26 protein-coding genes and 1 riboswitch are annotated in these 22,782 nt (G+C 45.7%); of the genes, 6 read left to right on the top strand and 20 right to left on the bottom strand.

Annotation, left to right across the window (positions count from 1 at the left end):
- The first annotated feature begins 11 nt into the window (after window positions 1-11).
- Window positions 12-638: an RNA polymerase sporulation sigma factor SigK gene (gene sigK / locus ACPW7J_RS05160; protein ID WP_161874507.1), complete on the top strand. Its 627-nt coding sequence runs from the start codon at window positions 12-14 to the stop codon at window positions 636-638.
- Here sigK and ACPW7J_RS05155 read toward each other — a convergent pair.
- The 4 genes from ACPW7J_RS05155 to nrdR all read right to left on the bottom strand — a co-directional run bounded on the left by ACPW7J_RS05155 (window position 632) and on the right by nrdR (window position 4,657).
- Window positions 632-2,203: a penicillin-binding transpeptidase domain-containing protein gene (locus ACPW7J_RS05155; RefSeq protein WP_161874508.1), complete on the bottom strand. Its 1,572-nt coding sequence runs from the start codon at window positions 2,201-2,203 to the stop codon at window positions 632-634. The two genes, sigK and ACPW7J_RS05155, sit on opposite strands and share 7 nt — an antisense overlap.
- Window positions 2,204-2,300: 97 nt before the next feature.
- Entirely contained in the window at window positions 2,301-3,539 is a 1,239-nt protein-coding gene (locus ACPW7J_RS05150; protein ID WP_425757001.1) for a DUF1015 domain-containing protein, read from the bottom strand.
- Entirely contained in the window at window positions 3,540-4,193 is a 654-nt protein-coding gene (gene cmk, locus ACPW7J_RS05145; RefSeq protein WP_161874510.1) for a (d)CMP kinase, read from the bottom strand.
- Between the two features lie 8 nt (window positions 4,194-4,201).
- The gene (gene nrdR, locus ACPW7J_RS05140; RefSeq protein ID WP_161874511.1) at window positions 4,202-4,657 is read right to left on the bottom strand and encodes a transcriptional regulator NrdR; all 456 of its coding nucleotides are present in this window, start codon (window positions 4,655-4,657) and stop codon (window positions 4,202-4,204) included.
- A 145-nt stretch (window positions 4,658-4,802) separates the two neighbouring features.
- Between nrdR and ACPW7J_RS05135 the strand changes: the two genes are divergently transcribed.
- On the top strand, window positions 4,803-5,051 hold the full coding sequence (locus ACPW7J_RS05135) for a YlmC/YmxH family sporulation protein (RefSeq protein WP_161874512.1): 249 nt from the start codon (window positions 4,803-4,805) through the stop codon (window positions 5,049-5,051).
- A 92-nt stretch (window positions 5,052-5,143) separates the two neighbouring features.
- On the opposite strand, the gene ACPW7J_RS05130 is transcribed toward ACPW7J_RS05135, so the two are convergent.
- The 16 genes from ACPW7J_RS05130 to ACPW7J_RS05055 form a co-directional block, all read right to left on the bottom strand.
- Window positions 5,144-6,556 (bottom strand): alanine/glycine:cation symporter family protein, encoded by a 1,413-nt coding sequence (locus ACPW7J_RS05130; RefSeq protein ID WP_424959462.1) that lies wholly within the window; start codon window positions 6,554-6,556, stop codon window positions 5,144-5,146.
- Window positions 6,557-6,655: 99 nt separating this feature from the next.
- Window positions 6,656-6,758: riboswitch (glycine riboswitch) on the bottom strand.
- A 107-nt stretch (window positions 6,759-6,865) separates the two neighbouring features.
- The gene (gene tig / locus ACPW7J_RS05125; protein ID WP_161874514.1) at window positions 6,866-7,942 is read right to left on the bottom strand and encodes a trigger factor; all 1,077 of its coding nucleotides are present in this window, start codon (window positions 7,940-7,942) and stop codon (window positions 6,866-6,868) included.
- 158 nt (window positions 7,943-8,100) lie between these two features.
- Window positions 8,101-9,054, bottom strand: a complete 954-nt coding sequence (locus tag ACPW7J_RS05120; RefSeq protein WP_161874515.1) for an ABC transporter permease — start codon at window positions 9,052-9,054, stop codon at window positions 8,101-8,103.
- Window positions 9,026-10,156 carry an ABC transporter permease gene (locus tag ACPW7J_RS05115; RefSeq protein ID WP_161874516.1) on the bottom strand — a complete coding sequence of 377 codons (1,131 nt, stop codon included), beginning with the start codon at window positions 10,154-10,156 and terminating at the stop codon, window positions 9,026-9,028. The genes ACPW7J_RS05120 and ACPW7J_RS05115 overlap by 29 nt, the downstream gene beginning before the upstream one ends.
- Complete coding sequence (locus tag ACPW7J_RS05110; protein WP_424959461.1) at window positions 10,153-11,715, bottom strand: ABC transporter ATP-binding protein; 1,563 nt, start codon at window positions 11,713-11,715, stop codon at window positions 10,153-10,155. The genes ACPW7J_RS05115 and ACPW7J_RS05110 overlap by 4 nt, the downstream gene beginning before the upstream one ends.
- Before the next feature lie 112 nt (window positions 11,716-11,827).
- Window positions 11,828-12,874, bottom strand: coding sequence for a BMP family ABC transporter substrate-binding protein (locus ACPW7J_RS05105; protein ID WP_161874517.1), 1,047 nt, complete (start codon window positions 12,872-12,874; stop codon window positions 11,828-11,830).
- Between the two features lie 120 nt (window positions 12,875-12,994).
- Window positions 12,995-13,771, bottom strand: a complete 777-nt coding sequence (locus ACPW7J_RS05100; protein WP_161874518.1) for a histidinol-phosphatase — start codon at window positions 13,769-13,771, stop codon at window positions 12,995-12,997.
- Entirely contained in the window at window positions 13,768-14,412 is a 645-nt protein-coding gene (gene hisIE, locus ACPW7J_RS05095; RefSeq protein ID WP_424959460.1) for a bifunctional phosphoribosyl-AMP cyclohydrolase/phosphoribosyl-ATP diphosphatase HisIE, read from the bottom strand. Before hisIE ends, ACPW7J_RS05100 begins: the two co-directional genes overlap by 4 nt.
- Before the next feature lie 14 nt (window positions 14,413-14,426).
- Entirely contained in the window at window positions 14,427-15,182 is a 756-nt protein-coding gene (gene hisF, locus ACPW7J_RS05090) for an imidazole glycerol phosphate synthase subunit HisF (RefSeq protein WP_424959459.1), read from the bottom strand.
- Entirely contained in the window at window positions 15,179-15,898 is a 720-nt protein-coding gene (gene hisA / locus ACPW7J_RS05085; RefSeq protein WP_424959458.1) for a 1-(5-phosphoribosyl)-5-[(5-phosphoribosylamino)methylideneamino]imidazole-4-carboxamide isomerase, read from the bottom strand. Before hisA ends, hisF begins: the two co-directional genes overlap by 4 nt.
- Before the next feature lie 15 nt (window positions 15,899-15,913).
- Window positions 15,914-16,531 carry an imidazole glycerol phosphate synthase subunit HisH gene (hisH, locus tag ACPW7J_RS05080; protein WP_161874522.1) on the bottom strand — a complete coding sequence of 206 codons (618 nt, stop codon included), beginning with the start codon at window positions 16,529-16,531 and terminating at the stop codon, window positions 15,914-15,916.
- Window positions 16,532-17,119, bottom strand: a complete 588-nt coding sequence (gene hisB / locus ACPW7J_RS05075) for an imidazoleglycerol-phosphate dehydratase HisB (RefSeq protein WP_424959457.1) — start codon at window positions 17,117-17,119, stop codon at window positions 16,532-16,534.
- Window positions 17,116-18,186, bottom strand: a complete 1,071-nt coding sequence (hisC, locus tag ACPW7J_RS05070; RefSeq protein WP_424959456.1) for a histidinol-phosphate transaminase — start codon at window positions 18,184-18,186, stop codon at window positions 17,116-17,118. The genes hisB and hisC overlap by 4 nt, the downstream gene beginning before the upstream one ends.
- 24 nt (window positions 18,187-18,210) lie before the next feature.
- Window positions 18,211-18,834 carry an ATP phosphoribosyltransferase gene (gene hisG / locus ACPW7J_RS05065; RefSeq protein ID WP_161874552.1) on the bottom strand — a complete coding sequence of 208 codons (624 nt, stop codon included), beginning with the start codon at window positions 18,832-18,834 and terminating at the stop codon, window positions 18,211-18,213.
- Window positions 18,827-19,948 carry an ATP phosphoribosyltransferase regulatory subunit gene (locus tag ACPW7J_RS05060; RefSeq protein WP_424959455.1) on the bottom strand — a complete coding sequence of 374 codons (1,122 nt, stop codon included), beginning with the start codon at window positions 19,946-19,948 and terminating at the stop codon, window positions 18,827-18,829. Before ACPW7J_RS05060 ends, hisG begins: the two co-directional genes overlap by 8 nt.
- 209 nt (window positions 19,949-20,157) lie before the next feature.
- Window positions 20,158-20,355, bottom strand: a complete 198-nt coding sequence (locus ACPW7J_RS05055; RefSeq protein WP_161874526.1) for a FeoB-associated Cys-rich membrane protein — start codon at window positions 20,353-20,355, stop codon at window positions 20,158-20,160.
- A gap of 158 nt (window positions 20,356-20,513) precedes the next feature.
- Here ACPW7J_RS05055 and ACPW7J_RS05050 point away from each other — a divergent pair, with 158 nt between their 5' ends.
- The 4 genes from ACPW7J_RS05050 (at window position 20,514) to ACPW7J_RS05035 (ending at window position 22,780) form a co-directional block, all read left to right on the top strand.
- Window positions 20,514-20,924 (top strand): Lrp/AsnC family transcriptional regulator, encoded by a 411-nt coding sequence (locus tag ACPW7J_RS05050; protein ID WP_424959454.1) that lies wholly within the window; start codon window positions 20,514-20,516, stop codon window positions 20,922-20,924.
- A 175-nt stretch (window positions 20,925-21,099) separates the two neighbouring features.
- Complete coding sequence (locus tag ACPW7J_RS05045) at window positions 21,100-21,501, top strand: GntR family transcriptional regulator (RefSeq protein ID WP_424959453.1); 402 nt, start codon at window positions 21,100-21,102, stop codon at window positions 21,499-21,501.
- Window positions 21,488-22,033: a hypothetical protein gene (locus ACPW7J_RS05040; protein ID WP_161874529.1), complete on the top strand. Its 546-nt coding sequence runs from the start codon at window positions 21,488-21,490 to the stop codon at window positions 22,031-22,033. Before ACPW7J_RS05045 ends, ACPW7J_RS05040 begins: the two co-directional genes overlap by 14 nt.
- Before the next feature lie 12 nt (window positions 22,034-22,045).
- On the top strand, window positions 22,046-22,780 hold the full coding sequence (locus ACPW7J_RS05035; protein ID WP_161874530.1) for an ABC transporter ATP-binding protein: 735 nt from the start codon (window positions 22,046-22,048) through the stop codon (window positions 22,778-22,780).
- The last annotated feature ends 2 nt before the right edge of the window (window positions 22,781-22,782 follow it).

The following is a 22,782-nucleotide window of genomic DNA, read 5'->3' as shown; positions in this document are numbered from 1 at the left end:
GGGTTACATATATGAGCAGTTCCTTTCCACTGCCACTATCCGAAAACGAAGAAAAAAAATACGTAGAACTTATGGAAGCCGGTGATCCCAGCGCCAGAGACATTTTAATCGAAAGAAATTTGCGTCTGGTCGCCCATATCGCCAGAAAATATACTAGCCCAGCCGCGTCAGTCGAAGATCTGATTTCCATCGGAACGATCGGTTTGATCAAAGGCGTCAGCACGTATACCAGCAAAAAATCTGCCCGACTGGCGACTTACGCCGCGCGATGTATTGAAAATGAAATACTTATGAGCATTCGAACTGCTAAGAAAACCCGTCAGGAAGTTTCCATCAGTCTGCCTATCGGAACCGACAAAGATGGAAATGAAATCAGCTTAAACGATATTTTAGGCACAGATCCCGATGAAATTATCGATAATCTAAACCTGAAATTTCGTATTCAGGAGCTGTACCAGGTTATGAATCAAGTTCTGACGAAACGGGAAAAGAAAATTATCTTTCTGCGGTACGGCCTGGACGGAAACGGTCCCAGAACACAGCGAGAGATCGCCAACGCTATGGATATCAGCCGTTCCTACGTATCCAGAATTGAGAAAAAAGCTTTGGGCAAGCTGCGCTGCAGTCTTCATCAATAAAGCCAGTTTACAATTTCTTCAAAGACAGGAAGCGCCGAGCCGCTGCCTGTCTTTCCGTTTTCTATGAATACGGTGACCGTATAGCGAGGATGATCTGCTGGAAAATATCCGGTAAACCATCCGTGTACGATATCTCCGCCGGCTTCTGCCGATCCAGTCTTTCCGGCAATAGAGGCATGGGCTGCATTTCCTGACCCCGTACCTGACAGACATACCTCTTTCATCATACCGGCTAGAGCTTCCGCAGTCATCCTGGTCACCCTTCTGTTACCAGGATTGTCCAGACTTTCCTGCTTCATAACCACTTCCGGTCTGTGGGAGATACCTCCGCAGGCGATAATATTGGTCATCTGTGCAATCTGCAAGGGCGTAACCAGAAGGTTTCCCTGTCCCACAGCCAAATTAGCCAGTCCGCTGTACATCCTGTCTTCCTCAACAGGGAAACATCCCGCTTCTTCGCCCGGATAACCTTCCAACACAGCCGCGCCTAAGCCTAACCGGCGTGCCATTTCCACTATATTTTCTGAACCAGTTTTCTTTGCCAGCTGTGCAAAGTAGCAGTTGCATGAATACGCGAACGCCTGATTCATATTTACCTTACCATGACCCTCTTTTCTGCTGTCGCAGATCATCTCTACGCCGTTTACTTCAGTCTTTCCGGTACAAGTAAAGGTAAATGATTCATCTGCCGCCCCGCTTTCCAGCGCTGCTGCCGCTACTGCAATCTTAAATACCGATCCGGGAGGATATTGTCCCTGTACAGCCTTATTGATCAATTCTCCCTGATCAGAGGTCAGGTATCCATCAAGCTGATTCGGATCAAAAGCAGGCGTACTGGCCATAGCGCGAATCTGCCCTGACGCAGTATCCATTACCACTACCGCGCCGCGCGCACCGCGCCCACGCAATATATCCTCTACCTTTTCCTGCAGCGCCTTGTCGATCGTCGTAACCAATGCAGAAGGATTCAGCCTGTTATTCTCCGTTTCCTGATGCAACCCCAAACCTGCCACTGGCTGCCCTGCGCCGTCGCCTGTCAGCTTCAGCGCTGCCTCAGGCGAAGCCAGTCTATACTGATATTGTTTTTCTAATCCTGACTGCCCAATTCCGTCAGAGTCCACATATCCGATCAAATGCGCCGCTGTCTGATTAACCTTGTATCGCGTGCCGCAGCAAAACGGATATGCGCCGTACCGGGAAATCATCTCCTGATTCAGAGAACGACTGAATTTCTCTGATTTATAAACTGCATATTTCTCTCCCATCGTCCCCGCTTCCTGACAACCGTATTTTTCTATAAGTAAGCGCAGCTGATTATCGGCTTTTGTCTTCTCTATCAGATAGTAATAGCATTGACAGCTGTCAGTCAGCGGCGTCATATTCATATCATAGATAACGCCCCGCTGGTTTCTGCTGTAAACCTGTATGGCCTGCTGTCCCTCTGCGCCTTCTGAAAGAGCGTCTCCACACAGGATCTGAATGTAATAAAGCCGGGCGCAAAGCGCTGCAACCATAGCTGCCATGAGGATCGCCAGAATTACTGATCTTTTCTTTACTTGATCCATTGCTTCCTCCATAAAAAAAGACTTTGAAGATATTTTTACCTTCAAAGTCCCGCGATATACATATGAAATTCAGCCTCACGAAACAAGCAGATATCCTTTATAGCCTATGCATGAAAAGTCCGCTTCCCAGCTTCGGCTCAAACCATGTGGATTTCGGAGGCATGATCTTCTCACAATCCGCAATATGCATCAGGGTTTCCATAGATACAGGATGCACCGCAATCGCAAGCCGCATGTCGCTTTCCGCACGGCGGGCAAGTTCCTCCAATCCTCGGATTCCGCCTACAAAATCAATCCGTTCATCAGTACGAGGATCATCAATGCCAAAGACCGGCGCTAACACGCGTTCCTGAAGAATCGATACGTCCAGAGATTCAATTTCTCCCTTCGGAACCAGAGACGCGTCTAAAACCATAGCATACCACTTTCCGTCTAAATACAGTGAAAATTCATGACATGCCGCCGGCCGGTAAGGCGTTTCTCCCTTATACGTTAATGTGAAACCCGCGTTGCGTATTTTCTCAAAAAGCTCCTCCGGTGTGTTTCCAGCCAAATCTGCTAAAACACGATTATAATCCATGATAGACAAATCCCCCGCGGGAAAAATCACCGCCATAAAGTAATTGAATTCCTCATTGCCTGCACAGTCTAGCGCCTGCTCACGCCGCATTTTCCCCACCTTATAGGCTGAAGCGCTTCGATGATGTCCGTCTGCAATGTACAATCTCGGCACGTGGGAAAACGCTTCCGCCAAAGCCTCTACAATCGAATCGTCATCTATAACCCAAAGGGTATGACTGACACCGCTTTGATCAACAATATCGTAGCATGGCCCATGATGATCAGTCCAGCTTTCAACTAAAGACTCCACCTTTTCTTCATCACGATATGTAAGGAAAACAGGTTCTGTATTCATGTTGCAAGCGTCAAAATGATGAATACGATCCATCTCCTTTTCTACACGTGTCAGTTCATGCCGGCGAATAGTGCCGTCTGCATATTCATCAATGCTGACGCAGCCCACGATACCAGTCTGTACTCTCTCATTCATAATCTGTCTGTATATGTACAGGCACGGCTTCTGCTCCTCGATCAAAACGCCGTCCGCTAAAAATGCTTTAATATTTTCAGCCGCCTTCTTATAAACGTTTTCGCTGTAAGCGTCCTCCTCCGGCAGATCGATTTCTGATCTGCTGATGTGGAGAAAGCTTTCCGGATTTCCTTCCGCCATAGCGGCGGCCTCCTGCCGATTCATCACATCATAAGGCAGCGCCAATACCTTTTCTGCCTTTCCTTCTGCTGGTCTGATTGCCGCAAAGGGTCTAACGATCGCCATTTATCTTCCCATCTCCTTACGAATAAAATTTATAACATCCTCAATAGTCATATGTGTCGTATCGATTTCTACTGCATCCTCAGCCTTGCGCAGCGGATCTACCTCCCGATGGGTGTCGTTATAATCCCGTTGATTGATGTCTTCCAGCACCTGATCAAAAGTAATCCCACTATCTTTCTCTGCTAGCTCAGCGTACCGGCGTCTTGCCCGCTCCTCCGGTGTCGCCGTGATGAAAAACTTATATTCTGCATCTGGGAATACCACTGTTCCGATATCACGGCCATCCATGATAACACTCTTCTTTTCGCCCATTTTACGCTGCAATTCTACCAAACGTCTGCGCACAATCGCCAAAGCAGAACAGTCAGAAGCCTGTTTTGAAATTTCCTGGGTACGAATCCTGTCGCTGATGATTTCTCCGTCCAGAATCGTATCCCCGTGAGAAAAGTCAATCTCTGTCATATCCAACAGTTTCTGAATTCCCGCTTCATCCGTAAGCGCTATCCCATCCCGCAGCATCTTATATCCTACGGCCCGATACATAGCTCCTGTATCAATATAGTCTAAGCATAGCCTCTCCGCTATGGCCTTTGCAATGGTGCTTTTTCCGGCTCCGCTAGGGCCGTCAACAGCGACTCTGATGATTTCCTTCATACTATCTCCTATTTATTTCCAAATATTTTTTCTATCTCTTTTACAAAGGTATTGACGTCTGTAAACTGCCTGTACACCGAAGCGAAACGCACATAAGCAACCTCGTCCAATTCTCTCAGCTGCTCCATGACCAACTCTCCAATGAATGTGCTTTCCACTTCTTTCTCCATCAGATTATTCAGGCCTCTCTCAATATCCACCGCTACACGTTCAATCTCGGCCATAGGAACGGGTCTCTTTTCACATGCCTTGATAATGCCGTTCAAAACCTTACTCCTGTCAAAAGCCTCTCTGCGTCCATCCTTTTTTATGATCATAATGATGGATTCCTCCACCTTTTCGTACGTTGTAAACCGTTTGCCGCACTTTTCACATCCTCTCCGCCGGCGAATCGCATGGCCTTCTTCTGTCGGACGTGAATCAATTACCTTCGTGTCCAGGTTCTCACAATACGGGCATTTCATCTCTTATATCCTCCTGTATCTGCTTCATAACAGTAATGTCTAGAAGTATTGTACTACATATTGTGGTATTTTACCAGAAAAAGATTCATCTTGTCCTTCACAGCCGCATACAATATCACAGGAGAAAACAAGAGGAGGAACGAAAATGCTAAGTACGGACAAACTAAAAAACAAAGAGGTCATCAACATTGTAGATGGCAAAAGCCTGGGCTTTATCTATGATATCGAGGTAAATCTTTCTGACGGTACGATTGACGGTATTGTGATTCCGGCTGAACGAGGACTGTTTCACTTTTTAGGTAATAAAGAAGACGATTTTGTCATCAAATGGGACAGAATCAGAACCATCGGTGACGATGTGGTGCTCGTTGAATTAGAGCACAGCGGGTTTTAATCATAGAGTTAAAAAAGAGGCCTTTGCATACGACGGATCCTATCATCCTCCGCAGCATACACGGCCTCTTTCATATTACACAGTTCCTATTGTTATACTCTCAGCTTCATATGTGCTTCCTTTTCAAAAAAGTCCATAGTCTCCTTTGCTACCACACCGCTTAGGCATACCAGAGCGATCAGATTCGGAATTGCCATGAGACCGTTGAAAATATCCGCGATAGTCCAAACAGCTTCTACAGTCAGGAACGGTCCGATAAGAACCGCGAAAATATACAGCCATTTGTACGTCATCAGCACACCCTTCTTCTTGCCTGCCAAGTATTCGAGACATCTTTCCGAATAATAGTCCCAGCCGAGAATGGTAGTGAAAGCAAAGAAGGACAAACACATCATCAGCACGAACGCGTCGACGCTCTGGCTCCATGGAAGACCTTCTCCGAAGGCATAGGCAGTGCATTCCGCGCCTTCCAGCCCCTGTTCCGTCGCTCCTGTAATGATCAAAGTAGTGCCAGTCATGGTGCAGATCACGATGGTATCGATAAAGGTTCCTGTCATGGAAATGAGGCCCTGTCTGACACTGGTCTTTGTCTGCGCCGCGGCAGCCGCGATCGGCGCGCTGCCAAGCCCTGCTTCGTTGGAGAAAATGCCTCTGGCAACGCCCTTCTGCATGGCGACCATCATAGCGCCCAAAGCGCCGCCTGCCACTGCTTTGACGCCAAACGCGGACTGGACGATGGTAACGATGGCAGCCGGGAAATCTTTGATATTGTAAAGAATAATAGCGAGGCACACCACAATGTAGGTGACTGCCATAAACGGTACGATGATGGTAGTGACGCTGGAAATTCGTTTGATGCCGCCTACAACGACCAGCGCTGTAGCCACAGCTACAATGACCGCAGTTGCCACAACCGCGATAGAATATTCGTTTCCAAACATCGATACCATATGCTTACCGTCGGGATCTGCAAAGTTTTTCACTGCAGACGCGATTCCGTTTACCTGTGTAATCGTTCCGATACCCAACAGTCCCGCGCCAATGCCGAAAATTGCAAACATCTTTGCAAGCCACTTCCAGCTTGCGCCCATGCCCTTTTCGATGTAGTAGAACGGTCCGCCCAGTGCATGACCTTCGCTGTCAATGGTTCTGTACTTGATGGCAAGCACGCCTTCGGAATATTTGGTTGCCATGCCGAAAAAGGCCGCAACGACCATCCAAAACAAGGCGCCGGGGCCGCCTGCCACGACAGCAGTGGCCACGCCTACAATATTTCCTGTACCGATGGTTGCCGCCATAGCGGTACAAAACGCGCCGAAGCTGGTAACTTCACCCTCTGCGCCTTCTTCATTACTAACCATAAACTTCAGGGCTTTGCCCAGTTTTCTAACCTGTAATAACCTGACCCGGCATGTCAAAAGGATACCAGTACCCATGATGAGAACGATCAGGGGAATGCCCCAGACGAAATCATCAATACTTTTAAGCAGTTCTGTAAAATTCATTTCTTCCTCTCCTCTTTCTTGTAAAATAAATGAAAGCAAAACAAAAGCCGAATTTAGAAAATCCGGCTCTGGAGGGATGACATAAGCTATGTAGATTCACTATGTGGCTCTGTCCTCTTTGCCTGAGATATCACGTCCAGGCTGCTTACACCTGTTCGCTTAAACCTTCGGCGACCTTTCGGTTCTCTCCAGAGAGATAGTTTCTTTTCAAACCGATAAAAAAGACCAAATCGGATGATAGGTAAACTAACGTACTAGAGTTTATCATACAATTTGGTCTTTTGCAACTAATTTTTTACAAACAAAAACTTATTTTTCCTTTGCGTATTCCATCACTTTATCCATGACCTTATTCAGCAGCATAGATGCTCTGGCATTCATGTTTTCCAGATATTCCTCTATGGTCATACCATAACTGGTCTTAAAGGTATCCGCATCCATACCGGATCCTGCCAACATCTGTTCAACATACTTGTCGTATTCGTCATCAGTAACCTCGACGCCCTCTTTCTCTGCAATGGCATAGATCAGCATCTCCTGGTATGTGTTTGTCTCGATATAATCGACTACCAGCTTCTTCATTTCTTCTTCAGTGTAGTCAATAGATTTCAAATAATCTTCCCAGGTTGCGCCGTTGGCTTCAGCATCTTTCTTTAAAGCCTCCAATTCTTCCTCAATCTTCTTATCCTTATCATCCGGATATTTAATGATTTCAGAATTATCTACGATCTGCTGCCACAGATTCTGTTTAACCTGTGTCTCCTGCGTCTGCTGCTTGGATGCCAATAGATCCTTCTTTACAGCAGCCTCATAATCTTTAAGATTATCGTAGTCGCTGTTTGCTTTTACAAAATCAAGGTCGTAATCAGGTACGATCTTCACATCCTTTGTTTTGATCTTAACTTCAAAAGTTACGTCCTTACCGGCTACATCCTTATTATCATAATCTTCCGGGAATTTCAGATCCAAAGTAACGGTTTCTCCGACATTTTTTCCCTTCAAACCGTCTACAAAGCCATCGATCATCGGCGTTTGGCCTATTGTAATAGCATAGTCGTCACTGCTGCCGCCTTCGAAAGTCTTTCCGTCAATTTTACCCTCAAAGGATACGTTAATCGTATCTCCGTTTTTTACCGTTCCTGTCTCCGCCTTTTCTGTAGTAGCCTTTTGTTCGCAGCGCTTATTGATTTCTTCCTTCACTTCCTTTGCGCTGACGGAAACCGAAATCTTTTCATATTCCAGTCCCTTATACTCGCCTACCTTAACATATTCGGAAAGGTCCAAATCGCCATAAGGTTCATTGCTGCCGCCGCAGCCAGTCATAACCAGCATGGAGGACAGACACAGTACAGCTGTCAAGCCTGCGCATAGTATTCTTTTCTTCATAGTCTTCTTCCTCTAATCTATCATACTTATCTGCCATTTGCCCCGCGGCAGCTACGCCGCGCCAGCAGACTTCCTCATTTTATCACGCCTTTATACGATTTTCAAATGATACTTGGATATTTCACGCAAAATACACAATCTTTCACAAACCATCATATTCATTCTGTATGAGCTTCCAGTCTCGTTTCCTTTTTCGCCCTTCTCTTTTTACGGCCTTCGCTGGTCGCTACGATATACACCAACATCAAAACCGTTACAAGATATGGAACGCCTGCTGTCAAATCTGACGGAACGCCTACAGATTGCAATCTTAAGCCTAAAGCCTGCAAAAATCCAAATAAGAGCGCCGCGCCAAAAACCTTTGGAGGATTTGCCATACCAAAAATTACACAAGCAAACGCGATAAAACCACGGCTGGCGCTCATGCCCTCCGTAAAGCATTTTAAATAGCCCAGAGACAAATGCGCTCCTGCGAAGCCACAGAAAATACCGCACAATACGCTGGCCAGAACCTTCATTTTTACCGGATCAATCCCGGCGGTCTCCAGCGCCTCCGGATGTTCACCAGACGCCCGCATCCAGAAGCCGTACGGCGTTCTATACAGGAAAAACCACACGGCAATAACAAGCAGCCATGACAGATAGACAAAGATGGAATGGCCGCTTAAAACTGCTCCGATAAACGGAATCTCTTTGATCAACGGAATTTGGATTACTGGAAGTCCTACGATTGCAGCGTCAGACCATGTACCTACCTGTCCGAACACATTACGCATGATAAATACAGTCAGACCCGCCGCAAAAGTATTCAGCGTCATTCCAATAATAAATTCATCGCTCTTTAGCTTTACTACAAACAGTGCAAAGAACAGTCCAATAAGAATACCTACCAGCACTGCCGCCAATACGCCCATAGGCGCGCTGACAAACATGAAGCTGAAAGCTACAGCTGTAAAAGCGCCCGTTAAGATCATACCCTCCATACCGATATTCATGATACCCGCGTGCTCTGTGAACAGTCCACCAAGCGCCGCAAGAATAACAGGAGTGGCATTACGGATGGTATTCTGAAATAGTCCGGCATTAAAGATTTCTGTTATCTGATCCCACATTTGCCTCCAACTCCTTTCCTTCTTTCGCTTTCGCTCTGACCCTTGCTTTGGTCGTCTGCTGTAGTCTCTTATTGGTAACCCATGCCGAAATACCCTTCTGAGCCGCCATCAGGAAAATGATGATAGAGAAGATGATATCATAAATCTGTGATGAGATACCTACAGTCATGTCCATCAGAGCCGCTCCTGTACTCAATATGGCAAAGAAAAAGCTCATAATGATAATTCCGATCGGGTTATAATTCATAATCATAGCGACCAGCATTCCGTCAAAATAGAACTCATTGCTGACGCTGTCCGTCATACGTCCCTGATAGCCGTACACCAGCAGCATGCCCACGAAACCGCAAATCGCGCCTGAGGCAACCATAGAACCTATCATCAGCTTGTCCGCCTTTAGTCCTGCAAACTTGGCAAACCGATAGTTCTCGCCAGTGACCTTCAGTTCCAATCCGACACTGGTCTTCTTCATTATATACCAGATGAAGAAAGTGACAATGATACCGCTGATGAAGCCTGTGCTCAGATTGGACGCTGTAATCAGCTTACTGAAACGAAGCGGATCTGCAAGATAATCCGTACCCTTTGTAATCGATTTCAGCGGCGATACCCACGGGCCATTAACCAGATAAGTACAAATCTTAATAGCTACAGTATTCAACATGATCGTTGTAATAACTTCACTGACACCCAGTCTTACCTTCAAAACCGCCGGAATCCATGCATAAAATCCACCTACTACAACTGAACAGATCAGCGCCAGCAGGATAACAACCGGTACTGGCAGGTTGGAAAACCAGAGTCCTATCATGGTAGCCGCCAAAGCGCCGAAAAACAGCTGTCCTTCTCCTCCTACGTTAAACAAGCCTCCTCTGGCGCCAATAGCCGTAGCCAATCCCAGCAGACACAGCGTCATAGCCTTTTCAATCGTATTACCTATGAATCGCGGACTGCCTAAAGAGCCTTTGATCATTGCACCGTAGCCTTCCACCGGGCTGTAACCGGTAACCAGCATCAGCAGAGCGCCGATCAGCAGTGCCGCTACAATACTGGCAATCAGGGAGACGATATACTTGGTATCGATATTTTTTAAACCTTTCATATCTGTACGCCTCCTTCCTCCCCTTTGACAGTTTCACTGCGATCTCCTGTCATATAGTAACTGATGTCCATCTTATCAATTTCGCCTTCTTTAAATTCTCCCGTGATCTTACCTTCGTACATAGTAATAATACGATCGCTGAGCCGGAAGATTTCGTCAAGATCAGCGCTGACTAGCAGAATGGCGCATCCTTCATTTCTCTTATCTATAATACTCTGATGGATGAATTCAATAGCGCCTACGTCTACGCCTCTGGTCGGCTGCGCAATGATCAGAATCGGCGTTTCAAAAGAGAACTCCCTGGCGACGACAACCTTCTGCATATTTCCGCCTGACAGAGAACCCACTGTTGTATTTACACCAGCTCCTCTCATATCGAACTTGGTGAACAGCTCCTCTGCATATCGAACGATGGAAGATCGCTTCAGGTGGATACCTTTCTTAGAAAATTCTTTGCGCTTCTCCTTACCAATGATCAGATTATCGGTAATATCTGACTGAACAGAAACGCCTGTAGCAATTCTGTCCTCTGGAATATGAGCTACTCCCAAGCTCCTGATTTCACCTGGGTCTTTACCGTTAACAACGGTATCCTTTACGATAACTTCCCCTGCTTGAATTGGGCGCAATCCAGTAATGGCCTCCAGAAGCTCACTTTGTCCATTCCCTTCAATAGCGGCAACGCCAAGAATTTCTCCTGCTCGAATTTGCAGATTTACACCTCTGACCGCAAGCAGACCTCTATTATCTGCAACGTGAAGATCCCTGACCTCGATTTCTACATTTCCTGTCTGTCCTCTTTTTTCCAGCTTATCAAAGAGGACGTCACGGCCTACCATCATAGAGGCCAGTATCCGCTCGTTAACATCTTTCGTTTCCACAACGCCTACCAGCTTTCCCTGGCGCATTACGCCAACTCTATCGGAAATAGCCATAACCTCATATAGTTTATGAGTGATAATAACGACGGTCATGTCCTTTTCACGGACGATCCTTCTGATTACATCGAAAAGTTCTTCTGTTTCCTGGGGCGTCAAAACAGCCGTAGGCTCGTCTAAAATCAATATATCTGATCCTCTGTACAATGTTTTCAGGATTTCTACTCTCTGCTGCAGTCCTACGCTAATCTCCTGTACTATCGCCTTAGGGTCGACAATCAGTCCATAATCCTCTACTAGATCTGCCGTAGCCTTCTCTGCCGCCTTCAGATCATAGAACACCTTATTCTTTCTCGGCTCCTTGCTCAGCGCGATATTCTGAGCTACCGTAAAGGACGGCACTAACATAAAATGCTGATGCACCATGCCTACGCCATTTTCAATCGCTTCTCCCGGCGTATGCTTCTCCATCCTGTTCCCTTTAATATACACGTTTCCATCAGTGGGCGTATTGATACCGTACAGAATATTCATCAATGTACTTTTTCCCGCGCCGTTTTCACCTACCAAAGCAAAAACTTCACCCTTCTTAATATCGAAAGAGACATTATCGTTGGCCAGTACGCCGGGAAACTGCATAGATATGTTCTCAAATCTTACAATTGTATCTTGCAAAGTCATTACCCCGCATTCTCTTATATAGTATTGTATTTGTTTCTATACCTTCGAAACAAAAGCGTGGCGCATTGCACGCCACGCCTCAGTCACTAAGCTATTTATTTATCTGATTCAATTATAAAGCAGTGTCAACCTTCAGATCGCCATTATTCAGCTTCTCAATCTGTGCTTCCAGTTCAGCCTTCAGATCATCAGATACCAGCTGTTCCATATCATCAGCACCATAAGCAACTGCTACATAGCCGCCGCCCATACCTGCACTGAATACTTCTCCGCCTGGGAAGTTTCCGTTATCAGCGAAATCTTTTACGATGTCAACAATGGATTTTCCAACTTCTTTGATCATAGAGCAGAGGATTCTGTCTGCGTATTCTTTCAAAGTAATTCTCTGATCCTGGTCAACGCCGATGCATTTGATTCCCAGTTCTTCAGCCTTCATGATAGCGCCGTTGCCGGAACCGCCTGCTGCGCAGAAGATAATGTCCGCGCCCTGAGACTGTTCAACCTGTGCGGCTTCGGCTCCCAGATTTGTATCTGTCCAGTCGTCAGTAAACTGTTTAACAACCTTGACGTCCTTGCCTGCTTCTTTTCCTGCGTCCTTAGCGCCCTGCGTAAATCCAACACGGAAATCGTTGATTACAGGGATATCCTTACCACCGATGAAACCAACTACGTTGGACTCTGTCATCTTGCCTGCAATCCAGCCAACCAAATAAGAACCTTCATTCTGTTTGTAGGATACGCAAGTCAGGTTCGGATATGTTTCAATTTCTTCTAATACGTTATCGCACCATACGAACTTTACATTCTCGTATTCCTTTGCAACTGTACCGATCATGTCAAGCTCAGAGCCTACGCCGATTACGATGTCCGCGTCATCAGCAGCAGTTCTCAGGTTCTGCTCGAATGTGTTTGCGTCATTCTTGCACTCGATAACCTTTGCATCATATCCTTCTTCCGCTAACTGGTCGATACCTGCTTTTGCAGAATCGTTAAACGACTGGTCGCCTAACTGTGTAGAAATAACGCATCTGACCTTTACGCCTTTTGCTTCTTCACCGCCAGCGCCTGCGTTGTCTTCATCGCCGCCGCAGCCTGCCATAAATAAAGACATGGACAGTACCATAACAGCAACGAGAGTTAATGAAATAAATTTCTTCATGTTCATCCTCCGTAATTTCTCGTAGCTTTTCAGCTATTCATATTTTATCATATTGACAGAAACTTCGCAACGTAATTTCATATGATTCCCTGTTTTTTCTACAATTCACCAGTAGAATCATCAATCCCTTTTCATCCTCTGCACCAGCTGAGAAAACCCATAAGCCAAATCTCTCTTATCATGACAATCACTTGATAAGATCGCCGGACAGCCCAGACGGTCAATTTCCTCCAAAAGAAAATCCGCCGGATACGGCCTGCTGCGATACCCACGGGCCTGCGCACCGGTATTAATTTCAAAACACGGCTGTCGTTCCGCCGCCGATTTCAGCGCGTCCAGCGCAGCTCGTTTATACCAGGCGGCGTTCTCGTCGAAATACTTATTTCCCTCGTTAAATTTTGTTACCAGATCGAAGTGTCCTATGATATCCGCTTCTGTTCGCTCTACTACGTTCGCAATCGTTTCATAGTACCGTTCTACATACGCCCGGAAATCACCCCCGAAATGCTGATCCACATTACTGAGCATAACCTCCTCTGTATTATCCACTGACAGTATCTGTCCGTCCTTCTCTACGCCATGAACGGAACCGATTACAAAATCATAGGGATACTCGTCCTTCTCGCCGTAATAGTCCATCTCAACGCCCAGGTAGATATGGATTTCCTTTTGATATTTCTTTTTCAAACGCAGCACTTCCTGCCGGTATGCTATCGTATTCTCCTTGCTCATACAAAAATCTGTATCGTAAACAGAATAGCCGTGACCGGAAAAGCCCAGAGCAGAAAAGCCCAAGGCTATGGCTTCCTTCACCATATCCTCAGGCATATCTTTTCCGTCGCAGTAAGCCGTATGCGTGTGCAGATTTACGTTTCCTTTCGGATTCAATAAAATCATCTCATCTTCTCCTGCTTTACCTTGTGATCGATTACATGACGTGATGCCAATTCATCTATAACCTCATCCACGCTGATTCCCAACTGAACCATAAGCACCATAACATGATACATCAGATCCGCGATTTCATAAACCGTTTCTTCCTTGTCTTCCGCTTTCCCGGCAATAATTACTTCTGTCGATTCCTCGCCCACTTTTTTCAGAATTTTATCCAAACCCTTTTCAAAGAGATACGTAGTGTAAGAATTTTCCGGCAGCTCAGCCTTACGGCTCTCCAGCATTCCATATAATCCCTTCACTGAAAATTCCGGCTGCACATCGCCCAATACAGGAAATTCGAAGCAGGAATCGTTGCCAAGATGACATGCCGGACCCTCTTTGTTCACTAAGACAACTAAAGCGTCTCTGTCACAGTCCGCAACAATGCTGACGATATGCTGCTGATTGCCGCTGGTTTCGCCTTTCCTCCACAGCTGTTTACGCGAACGCGACCAGAAGCACGTTTTCATTTCGCGCATTGAAATTTCCAAACTTTCTCGGTTCATGTAAGCCAAAGTCAACACCCGTTTAGATTGATTATCAACTACGATAGCCGGTATCAAACCCTTTTCATCAAATTTTAATTCGTCTATTCTTATCATTTTTAACCTCCCTGTCACCGTACATTGACGCCGTCTGCCAAAAGAGCCGCCTTTAAATCACTGATCCGCACCTCTCCAAAGTGAAAAATCGAGGCCGCAAGTCCCGCGTCAATCGTAGGGATTTCTCTGAACAAAGTAATGAAATCACCAATACTTCCCGCTCCCCCGGAAGCGATAACTGGTACGCTAACCGCCTCGTTTACAATGCGGAGCAAAGGGATGTCGAATCCCTGCTTTACACCGTCCGTATCGATGCTATTCACTACAATCTCGCCAGCGCCGCTTTGCTCACCCCACTTGATCCATTCGATAGCATCCAACCCCGTGTCCTCTCTGCCACCTTTTGCGAAAACGTGAAAAGAGCCGTCTACTCTTTTCACATCCACCGACAAAACTACACACTGGTCGCCATACCGTTTTGCCGCCTCCGCAATAAGTCCCGGATTTCGAATCGCGCCAGAATTAACGGAAACCTTATCAGCGCCGCACTTCAGCACACGGTCAAAATCGTCCAGCGTATTGATCCCGCCTCCTACAGTCAGCGGAATAAAAATTGTAGAAGCCACTTCTCTCAAAATATCTGTAAACAGCTGACGCTCCTCATAAGATGCAGTAATATCGTAAAAAACAAGCTCGTCAGCACCGTTTTCGCTGTAATACCGGCCTAGCTCCACTGGCGAAGATACATCAGACAATCCCTGAAAATTCACACCTTTGACTACTCTGCCGTTACGTACATCCAAACAAGGAATAATTCTTTTGGTTATCATATCCCTTCCCCCTCTCTAATAGCCGAAGCAAGATCGATATCTCCAGTATAGAGCGCCTTACCGATAATCGCGCCATATACGCCCATGCCAGTCAGAGCCTTTACCTCCTCCATCGAAGAAACGCCGCCTGACGCCACGATATTCACAGAATACTTCTCAGAAAGCTCTTTATATAAGCTGCGATTCGTTCCCTCCATAGCGCCGTCCTTAGAAATGTCCGTACAGATGACACAATTGACGCCATCAGCTGTCAGGCGATCAAAAATGGCGTCTACTGTAATCTGCGAAATCTCACGCCAGCCGCGAACCGCAACATTTCTGCCGGCAATATCCACAGAAACCGCTATCTGATCGCCGTATTTAGCTATCATATCTGCTGTAAAAATCGGATTTTCTACTGCAATCGTACCTAAAATCACGCGCCAAACTCCCACGTCCAGATATTTTTTCACGGTTTCCTCGTTCCGAATGCCGCCGCCAATTTCCACCTTCAATCCCGACTTCTGCGCCAGCATTTTCACTATGTCAAAATTAGGATTATCACCGTCCTTCGCGCCGTCCAGATCCACTACATGGAGAAACTCCGCCCCCGCTTCAGCAAATTCCTTCGCGACAGCCAGAGGGTCGTCGCCAAAGACAGTCATTCTATCGTAATCTCCTTTCAGCAGGCGAACCACCTTGCCGCCTCGCAAATCAATTGCAGGAAATATTTTCATAACTCCATTACTCCTCTATAACTCACAAAATGCTTTCAAAATCTTCATACCTACTTGTCCGCTCTTTTCCGGATGGAATTGAACCCCGTATACATTTCCGGCAGATACTGCTGCCGTCAGCTCCGCCCCATACTCGGCGCTGGCAATTACACTGTCCTCACAATCCGTTCCGAAATAAGTGTGCACAAAATAAACGCATTCTCCCTCTTTAACATACCTGAACAAAGGGCTTTTTTCACGGCTTTTTGGAAAATGCAAGCCATTCCATCCAATGTGAGGCACCTTGTACTCAGCAGGAACTACGCCTTCCATGGTAACTACTTTCCCCGGAATCAAGCCCAAACCGTCGTGTTCACCGTATTCATAGCTCTTTTCAAAGAGCAACTGCATGCCCAGGCAAATTCCCATAAGCGGTTTGCCCGCGGCCGCTTGCTCTAATACAAGCTCAGCCAGTCCGCTGGACCGTAATTTTTCAGCGGCGTCGCCAAAAGCCCCAACCCCCGGCAATACGATTTTATCAGCGCCTCGGATTACCTCCGGATCCGCTGTCAACACAGCTTCCGCTCCTATATATCTAAAAGAGCTATATAGGGAAAAAATATTCCCCACACCGTAATCAATGATCGCTATCATCTACAGCACTCCTTTCGTGGAAGGTATTTCGTCTTTATATGCCTGATCGATTCTTACCGCATTTCCCATCACGCGGCCAAAAGCTTTAAACATTGCCTCGATGATATGATGCGTGTTTTCTCCTGCCAGCTCCTTGAAGTGCAGTGTCAACTGTGCTTTGCGCACAAATCCCAAAAAGAACTCTTTCACCAGTTCCGTATCAAATTCACCCACCTTCGCAGCCGGCATCAGTACGTCGAATCCCAGAAAATCTCTCCCTGAAATGTCCACGGCGCAGACCATTAAAGTCTCGTCCATAGGCAAAATAATATGGCCATAACGTGAGATACCCTTCATATCGCCCAACGCCTCTTTAAACGCGCTGCCCAGCGCGATACCGATATCTTCCACACTGTGGTGATCATCCACATAAGTGTCTCCCTTGCAGGTTACATCCAGATCAAACCGGCCATGGCGTGAGAATAAGGTTAACATATGATCCAAAAAACCACAGCCCGAATGAATTTCTCCCTTTCCACTGCCGTCCAGATTTAAACGCAACGTAATATCTGTCTCCGCTGTCTTTCTGATAATTTCACTGGTTCTCATTTTTCAGTCTCCTTCATAATTTCTGCTGTAGCCTCCAGAAGATGATCCATCTCCTCATCCGTTCCAATCGTAATCCTGTTGTACTGAGATATTTTCTCCTTATCAAAGTGACGTATCAGAATACCCTTTTCACGCAACTTACGGTAATACAGGCCGCCATCGATCCGTTCGGATCTGACAAACAAAAAATTTGCTTTAGACGGAACAATATCAAATCCAAGGCGTTCCAGAGCATCCGCCGTACGCTCGCGAGTGTCCGCGATCCTTTTACAATTTTCTATATAATAATCGTTTTCCTCGATAGCCGCAATACCGGCCGCCGCTGTCAGACGGTTGACGTTATAAGGATTAGTGGAATACTTTATCTTCTCCAGATCGGCAATGACAGCCGCGTTGGCAATAGCAAATCCCAGCCTTGCACCCGCCATACTTCTGGACTTAGAAAAGGTCTGTACGACAAGAAGATTTTCATATTTATGTACCAGATCCACACAGCTTTCCGCGCCAAAATCCACATATGCCTCGTCGATGAGAACGATATGATCCGGATTTGTTCTGACTATCCTTTCGATTTCATAGAGCTGCAGCGCTTTTCCTGTAGGCGCATTTGGATTCGCGATAACGATCATCTTATTCTGGCACACATAATCTGTTGAGTCTATGGAAAAATCCTCTTTTAAAGAAACCTTTTCGTAATCGATGTGATAAAGATCACCAAAAACTTCATAAAATCCATAGGAAATCTCCGGAAACATAACTTTCGTACTATCGCCTGCAAAAGCCATAAAAGCAAAATTCAATATATCATCGGAGCCGTTAGAAACAAAAATATTCTCCGGCTTCATCCCATATAAACCAGCTAGCCTTTCCTTTAGAACCCTGCTCTCCGGATCTGAATAAAGTCTCAAATTTGCCGCTTCACTGCTATTTACAGCCGCCTGTACTTTTGGTCCCGGCGGATATGGCGATTCGTTGGTGTTCAGTTTGATGTAGTTCTTCCCCTGGGGCTGCTCTCCCGGAGTGTAAGCCTGGAGCTTTCTATATTTTTCATTTAAAAATTTGCTCATCTTTATTACCTCATATTCGTATCTCTACAGAGAAAGCTGTGACGCCAAAGCGTCGCGGACATGTTCTATTTCCTCTGTCTTAAATTTAAAGCTGGCCTTATTGGCAATCAGCCTTGCACTGATTGGAACAATGGTGTCGAAAACTACCAGATTATTTTCCTTCAAGGTCTTTCCGGTTTCTACGATATCCACAATAACATCGGACAGTCCAAGAATCGGCGCTATCTCAATCGATCCGTTGAGTTTTATTATATCGATATCACGACTCTCCTTCTCATAGAAATCCTTGGCTATATTAGGGAATTTGGTAGCCACTCGTAGCGTTCGCTCCGTTTGATCACGAAAATCCTTTCTAGCGGCCACGGCCATGCGGCATCTTCCCAGATTTAAATCCAGCAATTCGTAAACATCAGGGGCATATTCCAGCAGGATATCCTTGCCTGCCACGCCGATATCCGCCGCTCCTCTCTCTACATAAATCGTCACATCCGAGGGCTTTACCCAGAAGTACCGGACGCCGGCATCCTGATTTTCAAAAATCAATTTTCGGTTGTCTTCCTTGATGGAGGGACACTGGAAACCTGCCTTTTCGAACATATCATATACCTTCTGCCCTAATCTGCCCTTTGGCAGCGCCACGTTAATCATTTGCTTCAAGGACTGTCACCTCGCCATCTATCAATTTTACTAAAGTTCTATAAGTTAATTTTCCAGGAAGCTGACGCTGTACCAGCACCGCTTTGCCCTGTTCCCGCAGAGCCTTCGCTTCTCTGAGCACCTGACCGATATCCGCATCCCGGTCATAAAGAAAGACCACATCAAAGTCATACTGTTTTTCGTATGATTCGAGACGGTCCAAAGAATCCAGATATACCGCGAAGCCGATTGCTCCACCCTTTTTACCCATGCGCTCCATCAGCCTGTCGTATTGTCCGCCGGAAAGAACACTTGAAGGAATGCCGTTGATAAAACCTTTGAACAGCAAACCGCTGTAATAGGTCATATCATTCACAATGGAAAAATCTATATTGATCCTCTTTGTCAGCTTATTTTTCGCCAACACACCGCAGATAGCGGCAAGTTCTTCCAATGCATCCTTTGCTCCATTATCCAGCTTCAGCTTCGACAGTCTTCCCAGCACCTTTTTGTAATTGCCATAGGTGGACACCAGGATTTCTAAGGATTCGTCTATTTCTTTATCTATGTGATGTGTATGGCAGATCTGATGGATCTCATGTATGTTCTTTTCGCCGATACACTTTATAATCTGCGCCTGCACTTCCTCATCCAGCCCCTGCAGCAGAGACTTAACCAATCCCATATGGGAAATCTCCAATACATGATCGCTTCCAATTGCCGCCAGGCTCTTTGCCGCAAGCATGGTCACCTCACACAGATGATACAGGTCGATATCTCCCATGCACTCCAGCCCCGTCTGCAGGATTTCCTTATAACCATGGGATGCTTTCGCGCCACGATAAATATTCTCGCTATAGTAAACCTTTTCTACATATCCCTCTGCGGGATGGTAATTCTTTACGATAGAAAGCGTTAAATCCGGTTTGAGGGCCATCAGCTTACCGCCCGGGTCGTTAAATGTGATGATACTGTCAGAAGCGATAAAATCTTTATTTCTGACATATAGTTCATATTCCTCGAACTTTCCCACCTTGAACTGACGATAGCCATACTGCTGGTAAAGACTACGCAGCTGAAATGTCGCTCGTTCCCCACTTTTCATGATGTTCTGGTTGATTTTCATTGCCTGCTATAACTCCTTTCGGCTTTCCGTGCCATATCACGGTGGTTTCCGCTTTTTTGCACTTCATCATTTTACCATATTAAAGCGTTAAATCAAGAGTTTTTGCCGAGAAAATCATGTTTTTTTGCTAATACAAAAACCGGTCCGCTTCCACAGAGACATTCTGTTAACGGCGGCCCGGCTTTTTACCAGTTATATACGCGTATGATCTATGAATTTATTTTCTTTCCCTCTTTGTGGCAAAACTCAGTATTCGGGCAGCTGCCACAATGATAATTACACTTTTCCTCGTTGATATCCCGCTCTGATTCATTTTTCTGCGCCATTACTACGGTAGCAAAACCAACAAGACCTAACACGACAGCAACGACAATAATATATCCGATATGGCTGAAAAAATATTCCATATGTTCCTCCCTGCGACAATTTTTATCCCTATCAGTTTACCACACCTTTATCAAAAGTAAAAGATAAAATTACCTACGAAACACTTCTTCAAAACAAGTTGACCCTTTCTCACAAATACAGTAAAATACTTTTAGTAAACTACTGAGGGAGGCATCCTATGGACGCAACAGATATCAATATCATTAAATACCTAACTAAAGAAGGTAGATCCACAATCAAAGAAATCGGACAGAATGTTAATCTTTCATCTCCTGCTGTAACAGAACGCATTAAACGTCTGGAGGAGCAGGACGTCATCAGAGGATATCATGCTGACATCAACTACTCTAAACTGGGAAAGTCCATTCAGGCCATGGTTTCTGTCAACGTTGATCTTAAAAAGTACGATGCATTCTGCGAATTCTGCCATGCGAAAGAGTCCATTTTGTCCATGCATCATATCATCGGACCCTACAACGCGCTGCTCATGGTCGCTGTAGAAGATTCTGATCAACTGAGTCAGCTCCTCGCTCATATTAATATCTATGGAGATTCTCAAACCTCTGTCATTTTAAAAAAAGAATTTTAAACAGCAGTACGTCTTAAAAGAATATTATATGTTTTTATAAAGTTTCAGTTCAAGCTCTGAAACTTTTTTATTTTCTGTTACCCTCCCATGGAAATATCTGCTTGACTTCTAACTGCACTATATGTATAATACAGTTAACCGTATTATTTAAATAATACACTTTTTTATAGAGAAGGTGATTCCTTTGATTTCCTTTGACAACTTTCTCATAGAAGACACCAGTCCCATATATCAGCAAATTATTTACTTTGTTCAGAGGGGTATTGTGGCTGGTAGTATTGAAAATGGAGATGAAATGCCATCTCGGCGCGTGTTATCCGCCTGGATCGGCGTAAATCCCAATACCATACAAAAGGCGTACCGTATATTGGAAGACGAAGGAATCATAGCTTCCCGCAGTGGCGCAAAGAGCTGCGTCACAATTGACGAAGAAAAAATACGCCGCATTCGTTCTTCGCTTTTAACGAGAGACACCCAATCTCTGATTATGAGTATGAAGCAAATGGGTATCAGCATGAACGACGCGTTAGCTCTAGTTGAATCCGCCTGGAAGGAGGAATCAAATGATGAAAAATAGAACGGCGCAGCCTCAGGTTCAGAAGCCGGGCAAAGCTTACCGAAAAAGAGCAGAAGACAGTGTTCCTCTTGGTATCTCCTGGAAAAAGGAACGATCCGCTCTGATCGCCGGTCTTATCACAAGTATCCTGATCAGTCTGGTATTTCCAATCCGCTTCATAAACTGCTATCACGCACTGTTTTTCACCGCCGGCTCTACGAAAACGATACTGCCGGGTGCGCAGATGCCAGACTTTAAGGTCCTGATGGATTATACCCTGACCGGCTTTTTGATACTGGCTCTGTCTATGATTCCTCTTGCCTTATATCACTATCGTTATCATACACAGAACAGCAAAAGCATCTATCTGATGAAACGACTTCCATCAAAGTATGAACTGGCAAAACGCTGTCTCACAATGCCGTGCGTCGGTCTTGCAGCGTCGGCGATTACAGCATGCCTGCTCATCTGTCTTTTCTATCTGCTATATGTAACCCTGACCCCCGCCGCCTGCATGACGCCAGGGCAATGGAAAAACTTTTGGTTCATGTAAAGGAGATCCGCCATGATTGAAATAAAAAATGTAACGAAAAAATACAGCGGACAAAAGGCGCTAAACGACATCTCTCTAGCAATACCGCAGGGACAGATCATCGGCTTATTCGGTGAAAATGGAGCAGGCAAAACCACTCTGATGAAATGCATATTGGGCTTCCTGCGATATCAGGGGAACATTACGCTGGACAGCGCGCCAATCACCCATCAGAATATTTCTCGCATATCCTTTGCCACCGGAGAACACTCATTTTTTTCCGCGCTTACGCCTCAACAGCATCAGGAATTCTATCAAATGCAATTTCCTGGTTTTCGTAATAAACGATACCACGGCTTGATGGAGTTTTTCCAGCTACCGGAGAAGAAAGCGCTAAAAAACTTTTCTGTCGGACAGCAAAATCAATTTGAAGTAATTCTGGCCCTTTCCCAGGGCGCGGACTACATTTTGATGGACGAACCCTTCTCTGGCAACGATGTATTCAACCGTGAAGATTTCTACAAGGTACTCCTGGGTATATTAGAGCCGGAAGAAACCATTCTACTGTCCACACACCTTCTGGAAGAAGTAGAAAAATTTATAGACCGGGCAATTTTAATCCATCGTGGGACTTTGGCGGCAGATACTTCTATGGATAAATTAGACGAGACAGGGAAAACACTGCTGCAATTCGTAAAAGAAACCTACCGCTACAAGCAGGATCGAGTCAGCCGCGCTTTGTCGGCTATGACAGAAGAAAGGGAGTGATC

It is taken from the genome of Ihubacter sp. rT4E-8 (assembly GCF_049852125.1).
In the GTDB taxonomy this organism is placed as follows: Bacteria; Bacillota; Clostridia; order Peptostreptococcales; family Anaerovoracaceae; genus Senimuribacter.
The sequence above is the reverse complement of the archived record's forward strand: the minus strand, read 5'-3'. Positions and strand labels throughout refer to the sequence as shown.

Coding starts and splice junctions, on each gene's coding strand:
- ACPW7J_RS05155 (WP_161874508.1), bottom strand. CDS start 2,203: ATGGATCAAGTAAAGAAAAGATCAGTAATTCTGGCGATCCTCATGGCA.
- ACPW7J_RS05060 (WP_424959455.1), bottom strand. CDS start 19,948: ATGAAAATCAACCAGAACATCATGAAAAGTGGGGAACGAGCGACATTT.
- hisA (WP_424959458.1), bottom strand. CDS start 15,898: ATGAAAATATTTCCTGCAATTGATTTGCGAGGCGGCAAGGTGGTTCGC.
- ACPW7J_RS05130 (WP_424959462.1), bottom strand. CDS start 6,556: ATGAATTTTACAGAACTGCTTAAAAGTATTGATGATTTCGTCTGGGGC.
- ACPW7J_RS05135 (WP_161874512.1), top strand. CDS start 4,803: ATGCTAAGTACGGACAAACTAAAAAACAAAGAGGTCATCAACATTGTA.
- ACPW7J_RS05100 (WP_161874518.1), bottom strand. CDS start 13,771: ATGATTTTATTGAATCCGAAAGGAAACGTAAATCTGCACACGCATACG.
- hisH (WP_161874522.1), bottom strand. CDS start 16,531: ATGATAGCGATCATTGATTACGGTGTGGGGAATATTTTTTCCCTATAT.
- ACPW7J_RS05115 (WP_161874516.1), bottom strand. CDS start 10,156: ATGAAAGGTTTAAAAAATATCGATACCAAGTATATCGTCTCCCTGATT.
- ACPW7J_RS05150 (WP_425757001.1), bottom strand. CDS start 3,539: ATGGCGATCGTTAGACCCTTTGCGGCAATCAGACCAGCAGAAGGAAAG.
- ACPW7J_RS05035 (WP_161874530.1), top strand. CDS start 22,046: ATGATTGAAATAAAAAATGTAACGAAAAAATACAGCGGACAAAAGGCG.
- nrdR (WP_161874511.1), bottom strand. CDS start 4,657: ATGAAATGCCCGTATTGTGAGAACCTGGACACGAAGGTAATTGATTCA.
- ACPW7J_RS05055 (WP_161874526.1), bottom strand. CDS start 20,355: ATGGAATATTTTTTCAGCCATATCGGATATATTATTGTCGTTGCTGTC.
- ACPW7J_RS05105 (WP_161874517.1), bottom strand. CDS start 12,874: ATGAAGAAATTTATTTCATTAACTCTCGTTGCTGTTATGGTACTGTCC.
- ACPW7J_RS05040 (WP_161874529.1), top strand. CDS start 21,488: ATGATGAAAAATAGAACGGCGCAGCCTCAGGTTCAGAAGCCGGGCAAA.
- hisF (WP_424959459.1), bottom strand. CDS start 15,182: ATGATAACCAAAAGAATTATTCCTTGTTTGGATGTACGTAACGGCAGA.
- ACPW7J_RS05050 (WP_424959454.1), top strand. CDS start 20,514: ATGGACGCAACAGATATCAATATCATTAAATACCTAACTAAAGAAGGT.
- hisC (WP_424959456.1), bottom strand. CDS start 18,186: ATGAGCAAATTTTTAAATGAAAAATATAGAAAGCTCCAGGCTTACACT.
- hisG (WP_161874552.1), bottom strand. CDS start 18,834: ATGATTAACGTGGCGCTGCCAAAGGGCAGATTAGGGCAGAAGGTATAT.
- ACPW7J_RS05120 (WP_161874515.1), bottom strand. CDS start 9,054: ATGTGGGATCAGATAACAGAAATCTTTAATGCCGGACTATTTCAGAAT.
- sigK (WP_161874507.1), top strand. CDS start 12: ATGAGCAGTTCCTTTCCACTGCCACTATCCGAAAACGAAGAAAAAAAA.
- ACPW7J_RS05110 (WP_424959461.1), bottom strand. CDS start 11,715: ATGACTTTGCAAGATACAATTGTAAGATTTGAGAACATATCTATGCAG.
- hisIE (WP_424959460.1), bottom strand. CDS start 14,412: ATGATAAGAATAGACGAATTAAAATTTGATGAAAAGGGTTTGATACCG.
- tig (WP_161874514.1), bottom strand. CDS start 7,942: ATGAAGAAAAGAATACTATGCGCAGGCTTGACAGCTGTACTGTGTCTG.
- cmk (WP_161874510.1), bottom strand. CDS start 4,193: ATGAAGGAAATCATCAGAGTCGCTGTTGACGGCCCTAGCGGAGCCGGA.
- hisB (WP_424959457.1), bottom strand. CDS start 17,119: ATGAGAACCAGTGAAATTATCAGAAAGACAGCGGAGACAGATATTACG.